This is a genomic window from Cyanobium sp. Tous-M-B4 (assembly GCF_024345395.1).
GTDB lineage: Bacteria > Cyanobacteriota > Cyanobacteriia > PCC-6307 > Cyanobiaceae > Cyanobium_A.
The window spans coordinates 441173-461430 of record NZ_JAGQBA010000001.1 but is presented as its reverse complement, the minus strand read 5'-3'; the positions used below and the strand labels follow the sequence as shown (position 1 = coordinate 461430).

The 20258-nt window shown below is 59.8% G+C and carries 21 protein-coding genes; 11 read left to right on the top strand and 10 right to left on the bottom strand.

Going from position 1 to position 20258, the window contains the following annotated elements:
* Positions 1-15: 15 nt before the first annotated feature.
* Positions 16-465 carry a hypothetical protein gene (locus KBY73_RS02315; protein WP_254935471.1) on the bottom strand — a complete coding sequence of 150 codons (450 nt, stop codon included), beginning with the start codon at positions 463-465 and terminating at the stop codon, positions 16-18.
* Between the two features lie 56 nt (positions 466-521).
* On the opposite strand from KBY73_RS02315, the gene KBY73_RS02310 reads away from it, so the two are divergent.
* Positions 522-695, top strand: a complete 174-nt coding sequence (locus tag KBY73_RS02310; RefSeq protein ID WP_193486311.1) for a hypothetical protein — start codon at positions 522-524, stop codon at positions 693-695.
* 88 nt (positions 696-783) lie between these two features.
* Here KBY73_RS02310 and KBY73_RS02305 read toward each other — a convergent pair whose 3' ends face one another.
* Complete coding sequence (locus tag KBY73_RS02305; protein WP_254935470.1) at positions 784-960, bottom strand: hypothetical protein; 177 nt, start codon at positions 958-960, stop codon at positions 784-786.
* A 54-nt stretch (positions 961-1014) separates the two neighbouring features.
* Here KBY73_RS02305 and KBY73_RS02300 point away from each other — a divergent pair, with 54 nt between their 5' ends.
* Both KBY73_RS02300 and KBY73_RS02295 read left to right on the top strand, forming a co-directional pair.
* Positions 1015-1218 (top strand): hypothetical protein, encoded by a 204-nt coding sequence (locus tag KBY73_RS02300; protein ID WP_254935469.1) that lies wholly within the window; start codon positions 1015-1017, stop codon positions 1216-1218.
* A 111-nt stretch (positions 1219-1329) separates the two neighbouring features.
* Complete coding sequence (locus KBY73_RS02295) at positions 1330-2835, top strand: site-specific integrase (protein ID WP_254935468.1); 1506 nt, start codon at positions 1330-1332, stop codon at positions 2833-2835.
* On the opposite strand, the gene KBY73_RS02290 is transcribed toward KBY73_RS02295, so the two are convergent.
* The gene (locus tag KBY73_RS02290) at positions 2824-3465 is read right to left on the bottom strand and encodes a DNA N-6-adenine-methyltransferase (RefSeq protein WP_254935467.1); all 642 of its coding nucleotides are present in this window, start codon (positions 3463-3465) and stop codon (positions 2824-2826) included. The genes KBY73_RS02295 and KBY73_RS02290 overlap by 12 nt on opposite strands.
* Before the next feature lie 273 nt (positions 3466-3738).
* Here KBY73_RS02290 and KBY73_RS02285 point away from each other — a divergent pair, with 273 nt between their 5' ends.
* The 3 genes from KBY73_RS02285 to KBY73_RS02275 all read left to right on the top strand — a co-directional run bounded on the left by KBY73_RS02285 (position 3739) and on the right by KBY73_RS02275 (position 6550).
* On the top strand, positions 3739-4317 hold the full coding sequence (locus tag KBY73_RS02285) for a recombinase family protein (protein ID WP_254935466.1): 579 nt from the start codon (positions 3739-3741) through the stop codon (positions 4315-4317).
* Positions 4318-4661: 344 nt separating this feature from the next.
* A complete protein-coding gene (locus KBY73_RS02280; protein WP_254935465.1) occupies positions 4662-5312 on the top strand; it encodes a hypothetical protein in 651 nt (216 codons plus the stop codon).
* A gap of 821 nt (positions 5313-6133) precedes the next feature.
* A complete protein-coding gene (locus tag KBY73_RS02275; RefSeq protein WP_254935464.1) occupies positions 6134-6550 on the top strand; it encodes a hypothetical protein in 417 nt (138 codons plus the stop codon).
* Positions 6551-6769: 219 nt separating this feature from the next.
* Here KBY73_RS02275 and argJ read toward each other — a convergent pair whose 3' ends face one another.
* The gene (gene argJ / locus KBY73_RS02270; protein ID WP_254935463.1) at positions 6770-7984 is read right to left on the bottom strand and encodes a bifunctional glutamate N-acetyltransferase/amino-acid acetyltransferase ArgJ; all 1215 of its coding nucleotides are present in this window, start codon (positions 7982-7984) and stop codon (positions 6770-6772) included.
* Positions 7985-8040: 56 nt separating this feature from the next.
* Between argJ and coaE the strand changes: the two genes are divergently transcribed.
* A complete protein-coding gene (gene coaE / locus KBY73_RS02265) occupies positions 8041-8628 on the top strand; it encodes a dephospho-CoA kinase (protein WP_254935462.1) in 588 nt (195 codons plus the stop codon).
* Here the strand turns inward: coaE and gatB are convergent.
* Positions 8618-10126, bottom strand: coding sequence for an Asp-tRNA(Asn)/Glu-tRNA(Gln) amidotransferase subunit GatB (gene gatB, locus KBY73_RS02260; protein ID WP_254935461.1), 1509 nt, complete (start codon positions 10124-10126; stop codon positions 8618-8620). The genes coaE and gatB overlap by 11 nt on opposite strands.
* 157 nt (positions 10127-10283) lie before the next feature.
* Here gatB and KBY73_RS02255 point away from each other — a divergent pair, with 157 nt between their 5' ends.
* From KBY73_RS02255 to KBY73_RS02245, 3 genes are read left to right on the top strand one after another with little or no spacing between them, the layout of a single operon-like run.
* Entirely contained in the window at positions 10284-10538 is a 255-nt protein-coding gene (locus tag KBY73_RS02255; RefSeq protein WP_254935460.1) for a type II toxin-antitoxin system Phd/YefM family antitoxin, read from the top strand.
* Positions 10535-10948, top strand: coding sequence for a type II toxin-antitoxin system VapC family toxin (locus KBY73_RS02250; protein WP_254935459.1), 414 nt, complete (start codon positions 10535-10537; stop codon positions 10946-10948). The genes KBY73_RS02255 and KBY73_RS02250 overlap by 4 nt, the downstream gene beginning before the upstream one ends.
* Positions 10945-12057 carry an FAD-binding oxidoreductase gene (locus tag KBY73_RS02245; protein ID WP_254935458.1) on the top strand — a complete coding sequence of 371 codons (1113 nt, stop codon included), beginning with the start codon at positions 10945-10947 and terminating at the stop codon, positions 12055-12057. Before KBY73_RS02250 ends, KBY73_RS02245 begins: the two co-directional genes overlap by 4 nt.
* On the opposite strand, the gene ndk is transcribed toward KBY73_RS02245, so the two are convergent.
* Positions 12058-12516 (bottom strand): nucleoside-diphosphate kinase, encoded by a 459-nt coding sequence (gene ndk / locus KBY73_RS02240; RefSeq protein WP_254935625.1) that lies wholly within the window; start codon positions 12514-12516, stop codon positions 12058-12060. It abuts the gene before it with no gap.
* A 95-nt stretch (positions 12517-12611) separates the two neighbouring features.
* On the opposite strand from ndk, the gene speA reads away from it, so the two are divergent.
* The gene (speA, locus tag KBY73_RS02235) at positions 12612-14561 is read left to right on the top strand and encodes a biosynthetic arginine decarboxylase (RefSeq protein WP_254935457.1); all 1950 of its coding nucleotides are present in this window, start codon (positions 12612-12614) and stop codon (positions 14559-14561) included.
* Here speA and KBY73_RS02230 read toward each other — a convergent pair.
* From KBY73_RS02230 to alaS, 4 genes are all read right to left on the bottom strand, one after another.
* Entirely contained in the window at positions 14558-16375 is a 1818-nt protein-coding gene (locus KBY73_RS02230; RefSeq protein ID WP_254935456.1) for an HD family phosphohydrolase, read from the bottom strand. The two genes, speA and KBY73_RS02230, sit on opposite strands and share 4 nt — an antisense overlap.
* 40 nt (positions 16376-16415) lie before the next feature.
* Positions 16416-16772, bottom strand: coding sequence for a DUF3307 domain-containing protein (locus KBY73_RS02225; protein ID WP_315858391.1), 357 nt, complete (start codon positions 16770-16772; stop codon positions 16416-16418).
* A gap of 82 nt (positions 16773-16854) precedes the next feature.
* Positions 16855-17553, bottom strand: a complete 699-nt coding sequence (locus KBY73_RS02220) for an SIMPL domain-containing protein (RefSeq protein ID WP_254935455.1) — start codon at positions 17551-17553, stop codon at positions 16855-16857.
* A gap of 42 nt (positions 17554-17595) precedes the next feature.
* The gene (gene alaS, locus KBY73_RS02215) at positions 17596-20247 is read right to left on the bottom strand and encodes an alanine--tRNA ligase (protein ID WP_254935454.1); all 2652 of its coding nucleotides are present in this window, start codon (positions 20245-20247) and stop codon (positions 17596-17598) included.
* Positions 20248-20258: the final 11 nt, after the last annotated feature.

Sequence of the window (20258 nt, the reverse complement as noted above, 5' to 3'; positions counted from 1 at the left end):
GCGATTGCGGCGCACTCATTGGGGCCCGGCAGTAGGAGTGGACTGTGGCAGATCAGCGCCGGGCAATTCTGGAGGCGGCGGGGCATCCAGGCTGGGCGCGTCAGCCGGGACAGCCTGGGCTTCCGGTTCAGCCGCGGGCGAGGGCATCTCCTGGGGCGACTTAGCTTCGCTGGCGGCGGGGGCAGCGGTATCGGGGTGCTGCTCTAACTGCAAAAGATCGGCGTCACCGCGGATGTCCTGGTTTTCAGCGCCAAACCGCAGCCGCAGGCTCTCAAGCGAGGTGCCCGGGAAGGGCCGCACCTCAAAGCCCTGACCAAGGCGCACCAGGGATGGCAGCTGCAGGGCAAGCAGCCGCTGGGTGACGCCATAACCGAGACCAAAACAAAAGCCCACAAGCAATGGCACCTGCCACCGGGGGCGTTGCTGGGATGGCGGAGTTGCTGAAACCGAAGCCACTTGAGCCATAGATGCCAAATCTAGGGAGAGGGGCTTTGCTGGGGTGAGTCCCCACCTAAGAGCAGATGGCCCTGATCCCCCGCTGGCGCTTCATGAGCGACGAGGCGAAGGCTTTGACAAAGCGCACCGCGGTGTCGTTGCTGGTGGTGTTGCTGGTGGCAGTTGTATTTCGAGCGCTGCTGCCATGGGCGCTACTGGGGCTGGTTATTTGGTGGATCTGGAGAGCGATCAACAAATAAAAGCCAATAAAAAAGCGGACCCGCCCAGGACCGCTCGATGACCAAACTCAACTATATCACAATTTGTAACGGCAATCTCAGCCCTCTGTCAGGCCGCCTGCTGGTCCTTCGCCCAGGCTCGCTCAAGGGAGCTCCTGAACTGCTCGGTGCTGGACGGTGCGCCGATTAGGTGCCTGCGGAACAGGCTGGTCAGGCGCCAAAACTTGATCCCTGCAGCGATGGCAAAAACCGCCCAGGGCACAAGCATCCAAAGGGGGTTGCTCATCGCTGCTGCTCTCCTCGACCAAGACCTTTAATCACTGTAGGAATTCCAACGGCGATGAGCTTCAGCATCAACACCCACGATGCCTGGGGCGTCGTGAAGGTCGGTGATTTCCCATCCCTGGAGGAAGCGCGGCGAGCTTTCAAAGCTCTCTGCCAAGACCCCTGGTATCAGCAGGATGGGGGAATAAAAGGCCTGGAATTGATACAGAGCACTGAAGGCACAAAAAGTCAAAGACTCGATTGGTTTGCTTTCAGATGACTACGTCGTGTAATCGGCGTTGATGCGGACATAGCACTCAATAACCAGTGATACCAACGGTTTTAGCACTTGGTGCTAGTGTTAGCGTACCGTTAGCAGCAAGAGGGCACGATGGAAAAACCCAGTCGTGCCGGTGCTGCCGTTAGCAAAGCGTTAGCAGCGAAGGCAACAAAATCAGCATCTACCACCAACCAATTCATCCTAGACAGAAAAGATATCCCCAGCGACAGGAATGCCTATGTTTATAGAGACGCCAAAAGAGGAGGAAGGTGGTGTCTCTATTTTTACGATAAAGAAACAACCAAACGGCATAGATTTGTTCTAAAAGACGGTAATGGGAAACATCCGCCGCAGACAATCAAAGGACAAGATGAAGCGTGGGTTCTTGGAATAAGTAGATTTGTAGAACTCAAAGGAAAAAGCGAACGGGGAGAAGCAATAGCACTTTTGACATTTGGAGAGATGACTGAAAGGTTTCTTCTAAAAGAACGCCGGAGGATAAACAACATTCCTCACGAGGGCATCACAGAAACAAGATACCGACTGCTAGAAAGTCAAGTTAGATGGTTGAGAGAGTTCCTCAATAATGATGAGAAACCAGTTCATCAAATAAAGAGAAACGCATTTCTAACATACGATGCGTGGAGAAAAGAGCGGATAAAAGAACTTGGCAAAACGGCACCACAACCAAGCACAATAAATCAAGAACTCTCAACGCTGCGAAGATGCTTTCAGGAAGTAGCAGTAGCAAATGGATTTCTCACGAGAGACAGCACACCAGAAATCCCAAACATCAAGTTATCAAAAGACAAGAGACACAGGCGTGATGACTTGACCGATAAGGAATGGGAGACTATAGAAAGAACTGCTCGCCTCTACTGGATTAAAGGGAACACGAGAAAAGATAAGAATGGAAATATTGAGAAGAACAGTTCGGGGCAGTATGTGGTGTATGAAGATGTTACTCACGCTGGTTCCCAGAGAACAAGATTACAACTAATACACAGAGAACTAATTTATTGGGCGATGCGGATTTCTATGGATACAGGCATCAGGATTGGATCACTACAAAAATTGAGGTGGAGAGATATGAGTGAAAACACCGCTATTCCAAAAGAAGAGCGGAAAATCTGGGTATCTATTGATGTTCCAGCAGAAGCAACGAAAACTGGACGCTCATACCGAATATCAGCACCAATAGCAATTCATCTACAAAAACTTCGCAAGTTATCCAAGTTCCTTAAACCAGATGACTTCCTTTTTACAAATCAAAAACTTGGAGAACCTTTCAGCGACCGAATATGGAAGGACAGTCTGCGGCAAATGCTTGTCGAGGCAGGGTTAGCAGATTGGGCGGAGGATGACAGCAACAACCTACGGAAAATCAATATCCATACTGGTAAAAATATTACTTGGTATAGTTTCAGGCATACCTACATCACGATGAACCTTCGGAGGGGTGTTCCTGTGGCGATTGTCGCTGCAAATACTGATACCTCGCTCAAATACATCCAAGACCATTATTTCCATTACAGAGCAGATGAAAGCACACAAATACTTGGAAAAGGAAGGAAACTGAAAGGAGGTGCTGAAGATATGAGTTGGTTAGATAACTGAACTTTCCTGTGCCTTCTTTCTGTGTGCCTCGACCCTGCAGGTCGTTCCGCAAAACCGTGCCGTCGACCGACTGGCGAAAAATACATCACCGCAATACGAGCAGGAAACCTGCCTTCGGTTGGGCGGGGATTTGTGGATCATCAAACCGTATCCGTGCCGACTTGTAAGTTCAAGAAAACGGTCCACAGAACCGCCGGCATAAACAAGAGCAAGTGGAATTGGAGTTGATACCGGCAGTTCCTTGTAATCGGCATCAAGGAAATTAAATCGCCGATAACAGAGGCACAGGGCAGCGGCAAACTGCTTCATCAGCAGCGCAGCACCCTTACTGTGGATTGAGGTGATTGGAACAAGCACAAGTGTCTCGCTCACTGCTCCTGCTTCCATATAGATGCAGAGATGGCGGAACCAGTCAGTAGCACCGCTATAAGGCGGGTTTAGAAAGACCCTCCCCGCCCACGCCCTCGCAAGACCATCCTGCTCCTTCGTGTAATGAAGAGCAGCAGGCACTCGCTTTAAGGGGTCGGCACAAGGGTCCAAGTCGATGCCGCCCATAAGTTTGACGGCAATATCCAGAACCCACTGGGGCGTGTATCGCTCATCGCTGCTGGATGCGGCACGATGCGGCATCGCACTCCAAGATGATGAACTCAACCTCTTTACCGTTGGGTTTAGCGTTGGGGAAATGTTAAGCGACAGACACCAAAAGGAACAGGGGGGCAGCGGCGAACAGCAGCAGGAGCACGGTCAGGGCAAAGTCAAGCAGCAAAAACCTGTTCCAGAAACCGAACGGATACGGGCACACCCGAGAACACCAGAAAAACCCAGCAAAAAGGTGGGTTGAAATGTTCCCAAAAGGGTGTTCGGTTGATAAAGTAATGGGAACATCCGTTTTAGGAACAAATGACTGCCCGTTCCATTGGATATGCCCGAGTAAGCACCGCCCATCAATCAGTTGAAGCGCAGGTCGCCCTACTGAAAGCGGAGGGGTGCTCCGCTGTATTCAGCGAGGTGATCAGCACACGCACGAAAGAAAGCGAGAGAACCCAACTCCAAGCAGCACTGAACGCTCTGGTGGAGGGTGATGAACTTGTGGTGGCGAAATTGGACCGATTGGGGCGGGACCAACGCTCGGTCATAAATCGCCTTCACGACCTCCAAGAGAGGGGCATACACATAAGAACCCTCGACGGTCTGGTTTCCACCAAAGGTTTGGGCAAGTTCGCTCCGGTAATCATCGGTCTCATCACAGGCATAGCGCAGTGCGAACGCTCGATGGTTCAGGAACGCACTTTGGAAAGCATCCAGCACCGCAGGGCGACTGGTGGAAAACTTGGAGGACGCCCCAAAACGAATGCTCCCAAAGAGAAACTGGTTCTTCGCCTTCGGGAAGAAGGGTGCTCCTACCGCTCTATCAGGGAGCAAACCGGGTTGGGTCTTTCAACAATAAGAAGGATATTTGTGGAGGCAGAGGCAAGGTAATCATCTAATATCGAGAGCATATACACTTTCGCAAGATAAAAAAGGTTGAAATAAATATGATTACACTCGTATTAAAGAGGGATATTTCTTGTTGTCTTACCCTGCGACTTGTTACGAAACCTAAACAAAACTCTTTTGGGGAAATTATTGATATACATAGTATATGTAAAATACAATAATATGAATGTGGTAATGCTTCATATTTCAATAGAAAATACATACCACATACCAGTTAGTTTGGTTAATACTATAAGACATTATATTGGACACCAATAGATTATCAATAGAATAATATCGTATTATTGAATTACTACTATCATACACTACACTTTTATAAGATAATTATGAATAATACTATTATTTCATCAACGGGAACAGCACAGATTATCAACGCTCTAGTCGAACAAGTAAGCGAAGGAGAAGACTACCCTTATGTTTATAGTGTGGTCTACTTTGGATTTTACGACAACAACCATATTAAACTGCCTCCAAGTTTAATACGAAAGTTCTGGGACAAATACGAATGCGAAAGAACCGCCATAATCGTCAGGAATTCACTCAAAGAAACCTTTGGTATGGATGGGGTTTGGGCATTCCAAGAACGCCATAAGGACATCCTTAACAAAGATGGAGAGGTTGAGAAAAAGGGCAAGTATCACCTAAATATCATTACCTCACAAATCCGAGATTGTGTTATTGAAGAACCCAACAGGAAAATCAGGCGGTTATTGGGTGACGACGGCAGGATGGGTGTTCCAATCAAGGACCTAGTTTGGAATGATATTGATGAGTTAAAAAAGGAACTCGTGAATGCTTGTATCCGCCGGGCGAGTGAGTGGGTCAATCGTTTCCAATACTCGGTGAAGACCGAACTTTTACTAGAACCAATAGACCTTGATACAACAGTGAGATACTGCCTAAAAGATTATCAACACGGGAAAGCAGACTTTACTGATGTTGTAATCTTTCCCGCTAGTGATTTCTACAAACCATAACCTTACTTTTATAAAAATGAACCGAACCAAAACAGCACCAAGAACTTTATGCCTTTCTGTCTCCCGCAGGAATGCCAGATATTTGGACCTTCTTGATGACTACGCAACAGAGTTCAACACCGATAAGGCAAACACTCTTTTCCGTATCTTGAATGAATACAACACTTACCGGTGTCTAGATATAGCGGGTGCTCGAGGATGAAGAAACCTATTCACATTGACTCCGTTTATTATGAGATGTTATTGGAAATAGCGAAGAAATCAAAACCTTCTGCTCTCAAACCAGAACAATTTGTTGAGAATATGATTAAAACAATTTACATAAAAGGAGTTGGCAAATGATTGGATATCGAACTACAGCAATTGGAAAACAAAGAGTTCATAGAGACGAACCGCCACAACATATCCAATTCGCCCAAGCAGACCTCATACGAAAACGGGAACAGGAGAGAGAGGCACGAGCACGATTAGAACGACTTAAGGCAGCAAACAAAGTTCCTACAAAGCGAGGAGTAAAACTGTTTGACGAGTTTATGAAGGACTGTGGTTACAACCCAGACTTGGGCAGTTCTGTATATAAAAATGCTTAACTACCTTAATCTATATGCGGACCAGATTGAGAGGTAAATATCTCCTGATTAAAAAAATCCCGTCGAAAAAATCTCTCCTACAAGGCAGCGGCAAGCAGCATCGCCTTTATCGAGTTGAGTTCTTGTTCCCAGTCAATACCCTTCACCCCCTCCGTGAAGGTTCTTGGAGGAATTGATGGAATAGTTAGAACCAGATGATACGATAGAAGTATTATCGTTCAGCAAGGAAAGATGAGAAAATACTTGTTTGTTGGAGCAATCGCGATCCTTGCCCCCTTGCTTTGCTCTTTTAGTTTTTTTGATATGGGAGCACTTAAAAAGTTTAACTGCAAAACCCAATCAATAAAACTAAACCCACAAGGATTAAATCCAAAGGAAATGAATAGAGTGTATTATAACTATATCAAAGATAAGAAAAAAATAGAGGTGGTTTGGGATGGTGCTGGTGGAAAAAGCATAGTAGGGACATATAATACATATGAAAAAGAGGGGAAACTATACTGGGGCAAAATAGATAGACCAATATGGGGAGGACAGCAGGTTCATTCTCTTCTCACAATAAGCACGATGAAACTTAAAATCAAAAGGTTTGACAATAAAGGTGTGTTAATAGAGGAGATTGACGACCTCTGCAAAAGAGGTTGGTAAGTAATCAACAGAGAGGTCTCAACCGCACCTGAACTGCTCCACAACCCCTCCGTGAAGGTTCTTGGAGTGCTGGGCGAGATGCTGCTGCCTCTGCTGGTGTGAAGACCCCCAAGCACCTCAAAACACTCACAAGGGCGACTATGTGCGTATCAAGCGTTAGCAAACCGTTAGCAGCATTATCAGGGTACTCAAAACGACTGCCATAACAGGGATTAGCGACTAGGTAGTGTAATCGGCGTTGATGCGGACATATTGAGCCGAAAGGTCGCAGCCCCAGGCGACGCCTGTGCCGGGGCCATTGCCCACCACCAGGCGAATAATCACCGTGTCGCTCTGCAGATAGGTGCTGGCGGCGGCACGATCAAAAGCCAGGGGCTGGCCAGCGGCCATCAGCTGGTGCTCGCCCAGCCAGAGGGCCACCGCCTCGGAATCGAAGGGCACGCCGGCCCGGCCGGCGGCAGCCACGATCCGGCCCCAGTTGGGATCGCGGCCATGCACGGCGCATTTCACCAGCGACGAGCCGCAAACAGTGCGGGCAATGGCACGAGCGCCGGCGTCATCCGCCGCGCCCTCTACCTGCACCTCGATCAGGCAGGTGGCGCCCTCGCCATCGCGGGCGATCGCCTTGGCCAGGTGTTGCGACACCGCCGTCAGGCCGGCCTCCAGCGCTTCAAAGTGCTCGTGGCCTAGGAGCTCCCCGGCTGCAAAGGCCAGGAACGTGTCATTGGTGCTGGTGTCGCCGTCCACCGTGATCGCATTAAAGGAGCGATCCACCGCCCGCCGCACCATCGCCTGCCAGACCTCGGCGGGCACGCCCGCGTCGCAGCTGAGGTAGCCCAGCATCGTGGCCATATTTGGGTGGATCATTCCCGAGCCCTTGGCCATGCCGCCGATGCGCACGCTGCGGCCGCCCAGATCCGCCTCTAGGGCGATCTGCTTAGCCACCAGATCGGTGGTGAGGATGGCAGTGGCTGCGGCGGTGGCTGCCGCGGCGCCACCCTCGGGACTGAGGGCCGCCACCAAGGGATCCAGGCCCGCCAGCAAGGTGTCCATCGGGATCGGCACGCCGATCACACCGGTGGAGCAGATCAGCACCTCTTCTGGCGCTAGTCCCAACCGATCGGCGACGGCCTGGGTGGCCCGCAAGCTATCGATCAGGCCCCGATCGCCGGTGCAGGCATTGGCCTGGCCGGAATTGGTGAGCACCGCCCGGGCCTGACCGCCGGAGGCCGCCAGGCGCTCGGCGCAGAGGTCAACGCAGGCGGCCCGCACCACCGAGGTGGTGAAGGTGCCGGCGCAAACCGCGCCTTCGGGCGCCAGCAGCAGGGAGAGGTCGGGATTGCCGGAAGACTTCAGGCCCGCGGTAACAGCGGCTGCTTGGAAGCCCACCGGGGCGGTAATGCCGCCGGGGATCGGGTGCCAGGGGTGGGTCAAGGGCTGCAGCTGCTGCGAACCTGAGCATGGAATAGCGCCACGCCCCTCCTCAACCCATGGTTGCTGCACGCCGCATCGGCCTCACCGGCGGCATCGCCAGCGGCAAGAGCAGCGTGGGCCGGCTGCTAGCGGCGCGAGGCCTGCCGCTGCTTGATGCGGATCTATTTGCACGCGAAGCGCTGGCACCCGGGAGCCCGGGAGCTCAAGCGGTGCTGGAGCGCTACGGGGCTGGGGTCCGGGCACCCGGCGGAGAGATCCATCGCGCCGCCCTGGGGCAGATCGTGTTTGGCGATCGCACCGAGCGGCGCTGGCTGGAGCAGCTAGTCCATCCGCTGGTGCGGGCGCGCTTCGCAGCCGAGCTGGAGGAGCTGGGGGCGGCGCCGATAGTGGTGCTGATGATTCCGCTGCTGTTTGAGGCGGGCCTCGAAGCGCTCTGCAGCGAGGTTTGGCTGGTGGACTGCGACGAGAAACAGCAGCTGCAGCGATTGATGGCCCGGGATGGCCTGGGCGAGGCCGATGCCCGCGCCCGGATAGCCGCCCAGTGGCCGCTGGCGCGCAAGCGCCAGCTGGCAGATGTGGTGCTCAACAACCGGGGCACGCCCGAGCAACTCGCCGCCGAAGTGGAGCAGGTGCTCAGCCGTTGAGCTTCTGGATCAGTAACTGGTTGGCGAGCTTGGGGTCGGCCTTGCCGCCGGTTTTTTTCATCAGCTGACCCACAAAGAAGCCCTGCAGCTTGGTTTTACCGCCGCGGAAGGCTTCCACCTCCTCGGGGTGGGCGGCAAGCAGCTCCTCCACAATCGCCGTTATCGCGGCAGGGTCGCTAATCATGCCAAGACCACGCTCTGCCACGATCGCCTTAGCGGAACCGCCCTGCTCAAGCAACTCGGGCAGAATCTCTTTAGCAATCTTGCCGCTAATAATTCCGCCCTCAATCAGCTGCACCAGCTCAGCTAGCTGCTCGGGCTTAAGGGGCAACTCGGCAATAACCAGCCTGTTGGCATTTACATAGGCAGCAATATCGCCGGTGACCCAGTTGGCGATGCCCTTGGCGTCAGCGCCGGCGGCCACCGCGGCCTCGAAGTATTCAGCCATCGAGCGCTCATCGGTGAGCACTCGGGCGTCGTAGATCGATAGACCCAGCTGCTCGGCGTAACGGTGGCGCTTAGCAGCGGGCAACTCGGGCAGCTCGGCTCGCCAGCCCTCCCGCTGGGCATCACTTACCTCGATGGGGCCAAGATCGGGATCGGGGAAGTAGCGGTAGTCGCTGGCACCCTCTTTACCGCGCATGCTCTTAGTGAGCTGCTTGGACTCGTCCCAAAGGCGAGTTTCCTGCCGCACCGGCTCACCGGCTTCGTAGGCCTTGATCTGGCGCTGAATCTCGTAATCAATCGCCTTCTGAATAGCCGAGAAGGAATTCATATTCTTGATCTCCACCTTCGTGCCAAAGGGGGCATCAGGGCCGCGCCGCACGGAGATGTTTACATCGCAACGCAAGGAACCCTCCTGCATGTTGCCGTCACTCACGCCCAGATAACGCATGATCCGGCGAATCTCCGAGGCGTATTCCGCCGCTTCTCGGCCGGTGCGCAAATCCGGTTTGCTGACAATCTCAGCAAGAGCTACCCCGGCGCGGTTGTAGTCCACCAAGGAGTGGGTGGAGCCGTCTAGACGATCACTGCCGGCGTGCACCAATTTGCCGGCATCTTCTTCCATGTGAAGCCTTTCTATACCGATACGCTTCAAATAAGTTTCTTTGCCTTTTTCGGCCACCTCCACTTCAATCCAGCCATCTTCGGCGATTGGCTCGTCAAATTGGGAGATCTGATAATTCTTGGGCAGGTCGGGATAAAAATATTGCTTGCGATCAAACTTACTGTGCTCAGCAATATGCAGGTTGAGGGCAAGGGCTGCCTTTACTGCATACTCGAGCACCTTTTGATTAAGCACTGGCAAGGTGCCAGGCAGGCCACACACCACGGGGTCGATATGGGTGTTGGGGGCATCGCCGAAGGCGGTGGAGGCGCTGGTGAAAATCTTGCTGGCGGTGCCCAGCTGCACATGGGTCTCCAGGCCAATCACCGCCTCCCAAGGAGCCTGCTGAGATGGGGCTAGTGATGCTGGTGCTACTGCCGCGCCTGCCATGGCCTGTATCAATGCCTCAGCTGATCCTATGGGGAGGCACTGGACGCCGGCTTAACAGGGACTAGGGGACTGGGGGACTGGGGACTGGGGCTCCCGGGCGGACAGTAATTTGAGTTGGTTAGCTAAGCTAAAACTAAGTCCAGAGGTTTTTGCAGCCGTGGCCTTCCCGCCATTCCCCACTGAGCCAACACCAAGCAACCAGCCCCAGCTGGTGAATGTGCATGAGGCCAAAACCCAGCTCTCACGCCTGCTGCTCCAGGTGGAGCAGGGCGAGGAGATATGGATCGCTAGAGCAGGCAAACCGGTAGCCCGCCTCAGCGCCTGGGTGCCAACCCCCAGCGCCGCCCACGCACCGGGCGCCATGCGCCACGCCATTGCCATCGCCGCCAACTTCGACGCACCGCTGCAATGAAACGCCTGCTGCTCGACACCCAGGTGCTGCTCTGGTGGCTAGCCGACGACCCGCGTCTGCCGGCCTGGGCCATCGCGGCCGTGCAGGCGCCGGGAGCAGAGGTGTTCGTGAGCCAGGTGAGCCTCTGGGAACTGGCCCTCAAGCAACGACAAGGGCGGGTGCAGCTGGACCTGGCTCGCCTGGAGCAGGAGGTGACCCGTCAGCATTTCCATTGGCTGCCCCTGCGCAATGAGCACCTGCTAGCCCTGGCCGAGCTGGATTGCAGCGCCACCCCCAGCGACCTGTTCGACCAGCTGCTGCTCGTGCAAAGCCGCCAGGAACCACTGCTGCTACTCACCGCCGACGCTGCCCTGCGCTCCTGCGGAGCCACGGTGCTGGGGCTGGAGCCAGCGGCGCCTGCCCAGCCATGACTGCAGCCAAGGGGCCAGCCATCACGGTGCTGGGGGGCGGCCTGATGGGCCTGGCCATGGCCCACCAGCTCGCCCGCCGCGGCGAAGCAGTGCGGGTGTTGAGCCGGCGCCGCAGCGAGGCAGCAGGATTCGTAGCCGCCGGCATGTTGGCGCCCCACGCCGAGGGGCTCGCCGGCGACCTGCTCGCCCTGGGGCAGGCCAGCCTGCAGCTCATCCCCTCCTGGGTGGCCCAGATCGAAGCCGACAGCGGCCTGAGCTGCGGTCTACGGCCCTGCGGCATCGTCGTGCCCTTCGCCACCTCGGCGGAGCGGGATGCCTATCCCACCGCCGCCTTCGGCCAGGGGCTCGATCGCCGCGGCCTGGAGCAAGAGATACCGGGCATCGGCGAGCGCTGGCAGACCGGCCTGCTGTTTGAACAGGACGGCCAGATCGACAACCGCCGCCGGCTGATGCGCGCCCTGGAGCGGGCCTGCGTGGAACTGGGGGTGACCTTTGAGGAGGGCAGCCAGGTGCTGGAACTGGTCTGCGGCCCGACCGGCGCCCTTAGCGGGGTGCGTCTACGCAGCGCCGAAGGGGAGGAGCACCATCTCACCGCTGAGCGGGCGGTGCTGGCCTGCGGTGCCTGGAGCGCCCAGCTACTGCCCCAGCTGCCGATCGCTCCTGTGAAGGGCCAGATGCTGTCGCTGCAGGGGCCGCGGCAGGCCTTGGGGCGGGTGATTTTTGGGCCCGGCACCTACCTGGTGCCGCGGCAAGACGGTCTGCTGGTGGTGGGGGCCACCAGCGAAGCCGAGGCCGGCTTCAGCGAGGGGCTCACCCCCGCTGGCCAGCGCCAGCTGCAGGAGGGGCTAGCCAGCCTGCTGCCGGAGGCGAGCGCCTGGCCGCCGATGGAGCGCTGGTGGGGCTTTCGGCCCCACACCCCAGACGAAGCACCCCTGCTTGGAACCAGCCCCATCCCCGGCCTGTGGCTGGCCGCGGGGCACCACCGCAACGGCGTGCTGCTGGCAGCGATCACCGCTGAATTGGTGGCGGGAGCGATCCTTGGCGACCTAGGAACGGCAAAACAGGACCAGCTGAATAACTTCAGCTGGCGGCGATTTGAGCGGAACTGATCAGCCCTCGACGCGCCAGACCTGATCGGCGGGGGTCCAGTCGCTCAGCTCGGAGGGCTGGAACCACAGGCCGATTTCGAATTCAGCGGTTTCGGGGGCATCGGAACCGTGGATCACGTTGCGACCGATGTTGACGGCCAGGTCGCCGCGGATCGTGCCGGGCTCGGCCTCGAGGGGCTTGGTGGCGCCAATGAGCTTGCGGGCGCTGGCGATGACGCCGTCGCCTTCCCACACCATCGCCACCACTGGGCCGGAGGTGATGAAGTCCACCAGGCCGGCGAAGAAGGGGCGCTCGCTGTGCACGCCGTAGTGACTTTCAGCCAGCTCGCGGCTGGGGGTGAGCTGCTTAAGGCCCACCAGCTTGAAGCCCTTGCGCTCGAAGCGGCCGAGGATTTCGCCGACCAGACCGCGCTGAACGCCGTCGGGCTTGATGGCAATGAAAGAGCGTTCGGCGGCCATGGAGGAGAAGTCAATCCGGCTCATCGTCCGCGGCGGCCCTGCCCATTGGCAAGCACAGTGGTGCCGTGATCACCGCCCCCCACCAGCCCCCTGCCGTGAGCGCGTCGAACAGCGACACCTGGACAGCCGCCGCCGGCGCCGCCCTCTACGGGCTGGATCGCTGGGGCGACCCCTATTTCTCCGTGAGCGATCGCGGCCACGTGATGGTGCAGCCCCGGGGCGACCGGGGCGGCTCCCTCGACCTGATGGAGCTGGTGCAGGAGCTGCAGGGCCGCGACCTCAGCCTGCCCCTGCTGATTCGCTTCGACGACATCCTCGAAGACCGGCTCGAACGCCTGCACGGCGCCTTCGAGCGGGCCATCGCCCAGTACGGCTACGCCGGCCGTTACCAGGGGGTGTTTCCGGTGAAGTGCAACCAGCAGCGCCACGTGGTGGAGGAACTGGTGAGCAGCGGCCGGCGCTGGCATTTCGGATTGGAAGCCGGCAGCAAGGCGGAGCTACTTATTGCCCTGTCGCTGATCGACGACCCCGAGGCCTTGCTGATCTGCAACGGCTACAAGGATCAGCGCTACATGGAGACCGCAATCCTTGCCAGGCGCCTGGGGCGCCAACCGGTGGTGGTGATCGAGCAGGCCGATGAGGTGGAGCGGATCATCAGCGCCAGCCGCGAGCTGGGTGCGGCGCCCCTGATCGGCATCCGCGCCAAGCTCTCGGCCCGCAGCACCGGCCGCTGGGGCAGCTCGGTGGGGGAGCGGGCCAAATTTGGCTTGGGCATCCCCGACCTGCTGGCCACGGTGGAGGCTCTAAGGGCTGCCGATCTGCTGGGCGAGCTGCGCCTGCTGCACTTCCACGTAGGCAGCCAGATCAATGACATCGCCGTGCTCAAGGACGCCCTGCAGGAGGCCGGCCAGATCTACGGAGAGCTCACCAAGTTGGGGGCGCCGATGGGCTACCTGGATGTGGGCGGCGGCCTGGGCATCGACTACGACGGCAGCCGCACCGCCAGCGCCGCCTCCACCAACTACTCGCTGCAGAACTACGCCAACGATGTGGTGGCCACGGTGAAGGAATGCTGCGAACCCCACGGCATCCCCGTGCCCACCCTGGTGAGCGAAAGCGGCCGAGCCTTGGCGAGCCATTTCTCGGTGCTGGTGTTCGACGTGCTCGGCGCCGGCAGCCTGCCCGGTGCCGTGCCCACACCCCAAGAGGGCGAAGCCCTAATCCTGCGCAACCTGCGCGACACCTACGCCGCCATCACAGCGCCTGAGGCCAGCGTGGAAGCCCTGCAGGAGGCCTGGAACGACGCCCTCAAGTTCAAGCACGACGCCTTGGCCGCCTTCCGCCTCGGCTACCTGAGCCTGCCGGAGCGGGGCCTGGCCGAGCAGCTCACCTGGGCTTGCTGCCAAGCCATCGCAGAACGGCTCAAAGGGCTGCCCGCGGCCACGGTGATCCCCGAGGAGCTACGGGCCCTGCCGGCAGCCCTGGCCTCCACCTACTACGCCAACCTCTCGGTGTTTCGCTCGGCCCCCGACACCTGGGCGATCGACCAACTGTTTCCGGTGCTGCCGATCCACCGCCTCGACGAAAAACCAGAAGCCCTGGGCAGCTTCGCCGACCTCACGTGCGATTCCGACGGCAAAATCGCCCGCTTCATCGATCCGGCCGGGCACACGGGGCGGGGCCAGGTGAAACCCCTGCTGGAGCTGCACACGTTGCGTCCAGGGGAGCCCTACTGGATCGGCATGTTCCTCGGTGGCGCCTACCAGGAGGTGATGGGCAACCTGCACAACCTGTTTGGCAGCACCAACGCCGTGCACATCCGCCTCAAGGCCAGCGGCGGCTACCAGCTAGATCACGTGGTGCGCGGCGACACCAATGCCGAGGTGCTGGAGGTGATGGAGCACAACCCGGAGCTGCTGCTGGAGCGGCTGCGGGTGGCCAGCGAGGCAGCCATCGGCAAAGGCTCACTGGGCATCAGCGACGCCCGCCGGCTGATGGCCCACCTGGAAACGAGCCTGCGTCAGACCACCTATCTGCAGAACTAAATTTTCTGCAGATATTTTTCAATATCAACCTCGTTGATCTGCTCGGGGCGCAGGTAGCGCTCGGCATAGGTGCGGTAGAGGCCCGAGCGAAGCAACAGCTCAAACAGGTCGGGATCGATATGGTTGCGGTCGCGGAAGCCAGCCAGGATGTCGATGCACGACGACAGGGGCTTGCCCTTCTTGTAGGGCCGATCAGCGGCGGTAAGGGCTTCAAAGATGTCGGCGATGGCCATGATCCGCGAGGGCACAGAGAGCTCGGCCGCCGTGAGCCGGCGCGGATAACCCTTGCCATCGAGGGTTTCGTGGTGGGTGCCGGCGTATTCCGCCACCCGCGAGAGATTGCGGGGAAAGGGCAGGTTTTCCAGCATCACAATCGTCTGCACGATGTGATCGTTGATCTTGTAGCGCTCCTCGGCGGTGAGAGTTCCCCGTGAGATCGCCAGGTTGTGGAGTTCGCCCAGGTTGTAGAGATGCTCCGGCACCTCCATCTGGAAGCCATAGCGGGGATCGGGAAGCAGCTGGGGCGAGCGGGGAATCACGTGCCAGGCCTTATCTGCCAGCAGCGGCTCGCTCACCGGCAGCACCTCGGGCTCGGTGCCAGCGGGGCAGCGCCGGGCCCGCTCCTCCCAGGACAGTCCCAGGCTGTCGTCGAAATGGCGCTGCCAGCTGCGCTGGGCGATCTGCTGCAGACGCTCCACCTGCTCCGGCCCAAAAAATTCGCCCCCCTCGTTGCTCTCGGCCACGAAGCGAAATTCCTCCTGCAGCGCGGCGACCGTGGCGTCGTAGCTCTGCTGCAGTGCGGTGGCATCCCCGCCGGCCAACTGGCCCTCCAGCTGGGCGATGCGGGCGTCGCGCAACAGCACCTCAAAGCGGGTGCGCACCTCGTGGATGCGGTTGTAGTTGGTTTCGAGCTTGGTGGCCTTATCAACCACGTATTCCGGAGTAGTGACCTTGCCGCAGTCGTGCAACCAGGCGCCGATGCGAAATTCCCGCCAGGCCTCCTCACCCTCCAGGTGGAAGTCGGCTAGGGGGCCCTGCTGCACCCCATTGGCCGCTTCGGCCAGCAGCAGCGCCAGCTCCGGCACGCGCTCACAGTGGCCACCGGTGTAGGGGCTCTTGGCGTCAATCGCGCCGGCCAGCAGGGCGATGATTGCGTCGATCAGCTGCTCCTGGCTCTGCAGCAGTCGGGTGCGCTCCACACAAACGGCCGCCTGGCTGGCCAGGGCCTCGATCAGGGTCTGGTCGAAGGCATCAAAGGGTCGGGTTTGGCCATGGGCTGTCTCTGGGGTGATCAAGGTGGCCGCATCGTGCTTGCGGTTGATCAGCTGCACTACCCCAACGATCTCGCCGTTGGTGGAGCGCATGGGCACCGTCAGCATCGACACGGCCCGGTAGTCGAGCTTCTGGTCCATGCCGCGGTCGAAGCGGTAGGGCAGCCCAGGATCGAGCTGATAGACATCCGGAATATTGAGCACCTCCCCCGACAGGGCACTCCAGCCCACCAGCCGCTCCGGCGACAACGGGAAGCGAATGTCGAGCACTTGGGCCTCCATGGCGCCACCGCTGCGGGCCTCGATGGTGGCGTTCTGGGACACCGCAAACCACAGCTGATCACTGGCCTCAGGCTGCTGGCGAGGATCGGGGCGCTCCACCAGGAAGATGCTGCCGGCATCGCTGTTGGTGAGCTGGCGGCACTTGCTGAGGATCAGGTGCAGCAGGGTGCGCAGATCGCTGGCGCTGCTAAGGGCGGTGGCGATATCCAACACCTCCACCAGGGTCTGGTCGACCAACTGCTCAGCACTTTTCGTAGCCATGCCCAGAGCGCGGTCGTGAGCCAAGCCTATGGAAACTGGGCTAGAGCGTCAGCCCAGAGGCGGGGAAACAACTCACAGCCACCAAGGTCCAAACCAACTTGCAAAGCAGGTGCAGACCTTGATCCATGCCCATGCCGTAGGAGCGGCGGCACTTACCCAGATCAATCAGGCCATGGAGCAACCACTCCGCCAAGCCAAGCAGGGGCACGCCCGTAATCCAGGCCACAAAAAAGCCATGGATGCCGGCATGGGCAACCAACCACCAGCCCCAGCCCAACACCACCCCCTGGCCAGGGCACTTTTCAACGGCCATGCGATCACCTTGCAGGGCGAAATCAGCCACAAAGTGGCCCATCGCCAGCATCAAAAACAGGTTGAAAGCTTCAAATGGCGCCACGCCGTAGGGAAGAGAGGAGGCCTGAGGGCTCCACAATGGAGCCAATATCCAGGTTTGACCCCAATTGAATCGTTAGTGCACCTCAACGGGCGCAGAAACGCACCTGCAGGCTGAGGCGCTCCATCGGACCGGGCAGCTCAGCGGGGTCAAAGGGTGGAACTGCCGCATCAGCCATGGCCAGCGCCCGCATGGCCACTGGCCTGCCCCCACCTTCAAGCTGCACCTCCAGGGGCTGCAGTCCCCGCAGGCCGATCGCAGCAGCCACGTCCTGGGCCTGCTGCAAGGCGTCCTGGTAGGCGGCTCTCAACAACTGCCGCCTGGCGGCCCGATCACCCGCCGCATCCGCCTCGGTGGCCACGGGCGACAGGCGAACCCCCGGCAGCCCGCCCACCTGACGCACCAGTGGCTGCAGCTGGGCAGGCGCCAGCTGGCCAGACACCTGCAGGCTGGCCTGCACCGCCCCAGCTTTGTCACGGCTAGCGGGCCGCTGCCAGGTGGAAGGGGAGGTGACCTCCAGATCAACCACCTGCAGGCTTTTGAGCCTGGTGCGCACCTCGGCCAGGCGTCGCTGCAGGCGGGCCAGAGCCGCATCGGTGCTGGGCTCCTCCGCTTCCAGGGTCAGGGAAAAACGCAGGCGCTGGGTGGGTCGCTTCAGCTCAGCGCTGCCGCGAGCCTCAACCAGGGTGCCCGTGCAAGCAAGCTGCACCTGGGACTGGGCCAACCCAGCCGCGGGAAGCAAGGGCAACAGCAGCGGCAACAACCGGAGCAGATTCCAAGCCATGGAGCCTCGGTGATTTCTGGCAACAGCTTGGCTGAGTCAGGCTCAACCCAGCTCCGCCACGAGCTGGGCCTGGGCCTGCTCCAGGGCCCCATCCAGCGCCGCCCCATCGCGCCCGCCCGCTTGGGCCAAGTTGGGCCGGCCGCCGCCGCCACCGCCGCAGGCCTTGGCCACCGCGCCGATGAAGGCACCAGCCTTGGGGCCGGCCGCGATCACCGCCTGGCCAAAGGCCGCCACCAGAATCACCTTGGCCAGATCGGCCGGATCCGGCAGACCACCCAGCACCACGGCGGCGCCAGCGCCGAGCTGATCAGCCAGGCCCTGGGCCGCGCTCTGCAGGCCAGCCCCCTCGACACCATCCAGGCGGGCCACCAGCAGCTGGAACTCGCCAAAAGCCTGGGCCTGGCCCGCCAGCGCTGAAGCCTTGGCCAGCGCCAACTCGCCGCGGGCCGCCGCCAGGGCCTTGCCGCTGGCCTTGAGCTCGTCGGCCAGTGCCGCCACACGCTCGACAATCTCGCCGGGCTGGGCCTTGAAGCGCTCGCCCAGCTGCTTCACCACCGCATCGCGCTCATTGAGGTAGGCCAGCACCGCCGGGCCTGCCACCGCCTCGATGCGGCGGATGCCGGCAGCCACGCCACCCTCGCTCACGATCTTGAACAGGCCGATCTCGGCGGTGTTGGCCACGTGGGTGCCGCCGCAGAGCTCCATCGACACGCCGGGCACATCCACCACCCGCACCACATCGGCGTACTTCTCGCCAAACATCGCCACCGCACCGGCGGCCTTGGCCTGCTCGATCGCCATCTCCTGCACTTGAAGGGTGTGGGCATCGCTGATCCAGCCGTTGATCAGGGCCTCGATCTGCTCCAGCTCCGCCGGTGTCACGGCCCGGGGACAGTGGAAATCGAAACGCAGCCGATCAAAGGTCACCAGCGAGCCAGCCTGGCCGATGCCGGGATCCACCACCTGCTTAAGAGCCGCCTGCAGCAGGTGGGTGGCCGTGTGATTCGCCTGGGCGCGGCGGCGGCAGGCCCGGTCCACCTGGGCATTCAGCAGATCACCCACCGCCAGGCTGCCGCGCTCGATGCGGCCGCTGTGCACAAACACGCTGCGGTTGCGACTCACCGCCTCGATCGCCACGATCACGCCATCGCCGGAGAGCACACCGCGGTCGCCGATCTGACCGCCGCCTTCGCCATAGAAGGGCGTGGTGTCGAGCACCAGCTGCACCGTGTCGCCGGCGCTGGCGCGCTCCGCCGGCTCACCGTTCACCACCAGGGCCAGCACGCAGCTGGGGTGTTCGAGCGCCTCGTAGCCCTTGAACGCGGTGGCGGCCGCAGCGGCTGTCACCTGATCAATAGCCCCCTGCAGGGTGAGGTCGATGCTCACCGCCGCGGCCTTGGCCCGCTGGCGCTGGGACTCCATCGCTACCTCAAAGCCGGCCAGGTCCACCGTGAGCCCCTGCTCCTCAGCGATCTCCTCGGTGAGCTCCAGCGGGAAGCCGTAGGTGTCGTAGAGCTCGAAGGCCTGCTCACCGCTGATCTGGGTTGGCTTGGCTGCTAGCACCTCAGCCAGCAGCTTCTCGCCCCGCTCCAGGGTTTCCAGGAAGCGGGCCTCCTCGCGGGCGAGCTCGGCCAGGATCACCTCACGGCGCTCCAGCAGCTGGGGGTAGGCGGCCTGCATCAACGCGATCGACGCCTCACCCATCGCCGTCAGGAAAGGCTTGTCGATGCCAAGGAGCCGGCCGTGGCGCACGACGCGGCGCAGGAGGCGCCTGAAGATGTAGCCACGGCCCAGATTGCTGGCCGTGACGCCATCGCAGATCAGCTGGGTGATGGCGCGGCTGTGGTCGCCGATCACCTTGAGCGATGTCTGGCCCTTGGCGTCGAGGCCGCGGTAGTCGACCCCAGCCAGCTGCGCCGCCGTTTCAATCAGCGGGAAGATCAGATCGGTTTCGTAGTTGTTCGGCACCGCCTGCAGGATCTGGGCCATGCGCTCGAGGCCCAAGCCCGTATCGATGTTGCGGTTGGCCAGCGGCGTGAGGGTGCCGCCTGCGTCGCGGTTGTACTGCATAAACACCAGGTTGTAGAACTCGATGAAACGCGCGTCGTCCTCGAGATCGATGCCGTCGTCGCCGCGTTCGGGTTTGAAGTCGTAGTAGATCTCCGAACAGGGGCCGCAGGGGCCGGTGGGGCCCGACGCCCAGAAGTTGTCGGCCTCATCCATGCGGATGATGCGCTTGGGGTTCACGCCCACCACATCGCGCCAGATGGCCTCGGCTTCGTCGTCTTCGCGGAACACACTCACCACCAGGTTGTTGGGCGAGAGGCCGAACACCCCGGTGCTCAGCTCCCAGGCCCACTGGATCGCCTGCTCCTTGAAGTAGTCGCCGAAGGAGAAGTTGCCGAGCATCTCGAAAAACGTGTGATGCCGCGCCGTGCGGCCCACGTTTTCGATGTCGTTGGTGCGGATGCACTTCTGGGAGCTAGTGGCCCTAGGCGCCGGCGGCGGCGCCTGGCCAAGAAACACCGGCTTGAACGGCAGCATGCCGGCGATCGTGAGCAGCACCGTCGGGTCGTCCGGGATCAGCGAAGCGCTCGCCATCGCTTTGTGGCCCCGCTGCTCGTAAAAATCGAGGAAAGCGGCGCGGATCTCAGCACCGGTGCGAGGACGACCGGTATGTGCTGTGACGGCCATGGCGAAGCAAT

Coding starts and splice junctions, on each gene's coding strand:
- KBY73_RS02315 (WP_254935471.1), bottom strand. CDS start 465: ATGGCTCAAGTGGCTTCGGTTTCAGCAACTCCGCCATCCCAGCAACGC.
- KBY73_RS02310 (WP_193486311.1), top strand. CDS start 522: ATGGCCCTGATCCCCCGCTGGCGCTTCATGAGCGACGAGGCGAAGGCT.
- KBY73_RS02305 (WP_254935470.1), bottom strand. CDS start 960: ATGAGCAACCCCCTTTGGATGCTTGTGCCCTGGGCGGTTTTTGCCATC.
- KBY73_RS02300 (WP_254935469.1), top strand. CDS start 1,015: ATGAGCTTCAGCATCAACACCCACGATGCCTGGGGCGTCGTGAAGGTC.
- KBY73_RS02295 (WP_254935468.1), top strand. CDS start 1,330: ATGGAAAAACCCAGTCGTGCCGGTGCTGCCGTTAGCAAAGCGTTAGCA.
- KBY73_RS02290 (WP_254935467.1), bottom strand. CDS start 3,465: ATGCCGCATCGTGCCGCATCCAGCAGCGATGAGCGATACACGCCCCAG.
- KBY73_RS02285 (WP_254935466.1), top strand. CDS start 3,739: ATGACTGCCCGTTCCATTGGATATGCCCGAGTAAGCACCGCCCATCAA.
- KBY73_RS02280 (WP_254935465.1), top strand. CDS start 4,662: ATGAATAATACTATTATTTCATCAACGGGAACAGCACAGATTATCAAC.
- KBY73_RS02275 (WP_254935464.1), top strand. CDS start 6,134: ATGAGAAAATACTTGTTTGTTGGAGCAATCGCGATCCTTGCCCCCTTG.
- coaE (WP_254935462.1), top strand. CDS start 8,041: ATGGTTGCTGCACGCCGCATCGGCCTCACCGGCGGCATCGCCAGCGGC.
- gatB (WP_254935461.1), bottom strand. CDS start 10,126: ATGGCAGGCGCGGCAGTAGCACCAGCATCACTAGCCCCATCTCAGCAG.
- KBY73_RS02250 (WP_254935459.1), top strand. CDS start 10,535: ATGAAACGCCTGCTGCTCGACACCCAGGTGCTGCTCTGGTGGCTAGCC.
- KBY73_RS02245 (WP_254935458.1), top strand. CDS start 10,945: ATGACTGCAGCCAAGGGGCCAGCCATCACGGTGCTGGGGGGCGGCCTG.
- ndk (WP_254935625.1), bottom strand. CDS start 12,516: ATGGCCGCCGAACGCTCTTTCATTGCCATCAAGCCCGACGGCGTTCAG.
- KBY73_RS02230 (WP_254935456.1), bottom strand. CDS start 16,375: ATGGCTACGAAAAGTGCTGAGCAGTTGGTCGACCAGACCCTGGTGGAG.
- KBY73_RS02220 (WP_254935455.1), bottom strand. CDS start 17,553: ATGGCTTGGAATCTGCTCCGGTTGTTGCCGCTGCTGTTGCCCTTGCTT.
- alaS (WP_254935454.1), bottom strand. CDS start 20,247: ATGGCCGTCACAGCACATACCGGTCGTCCTCGCACCGGTGCTGAGATC.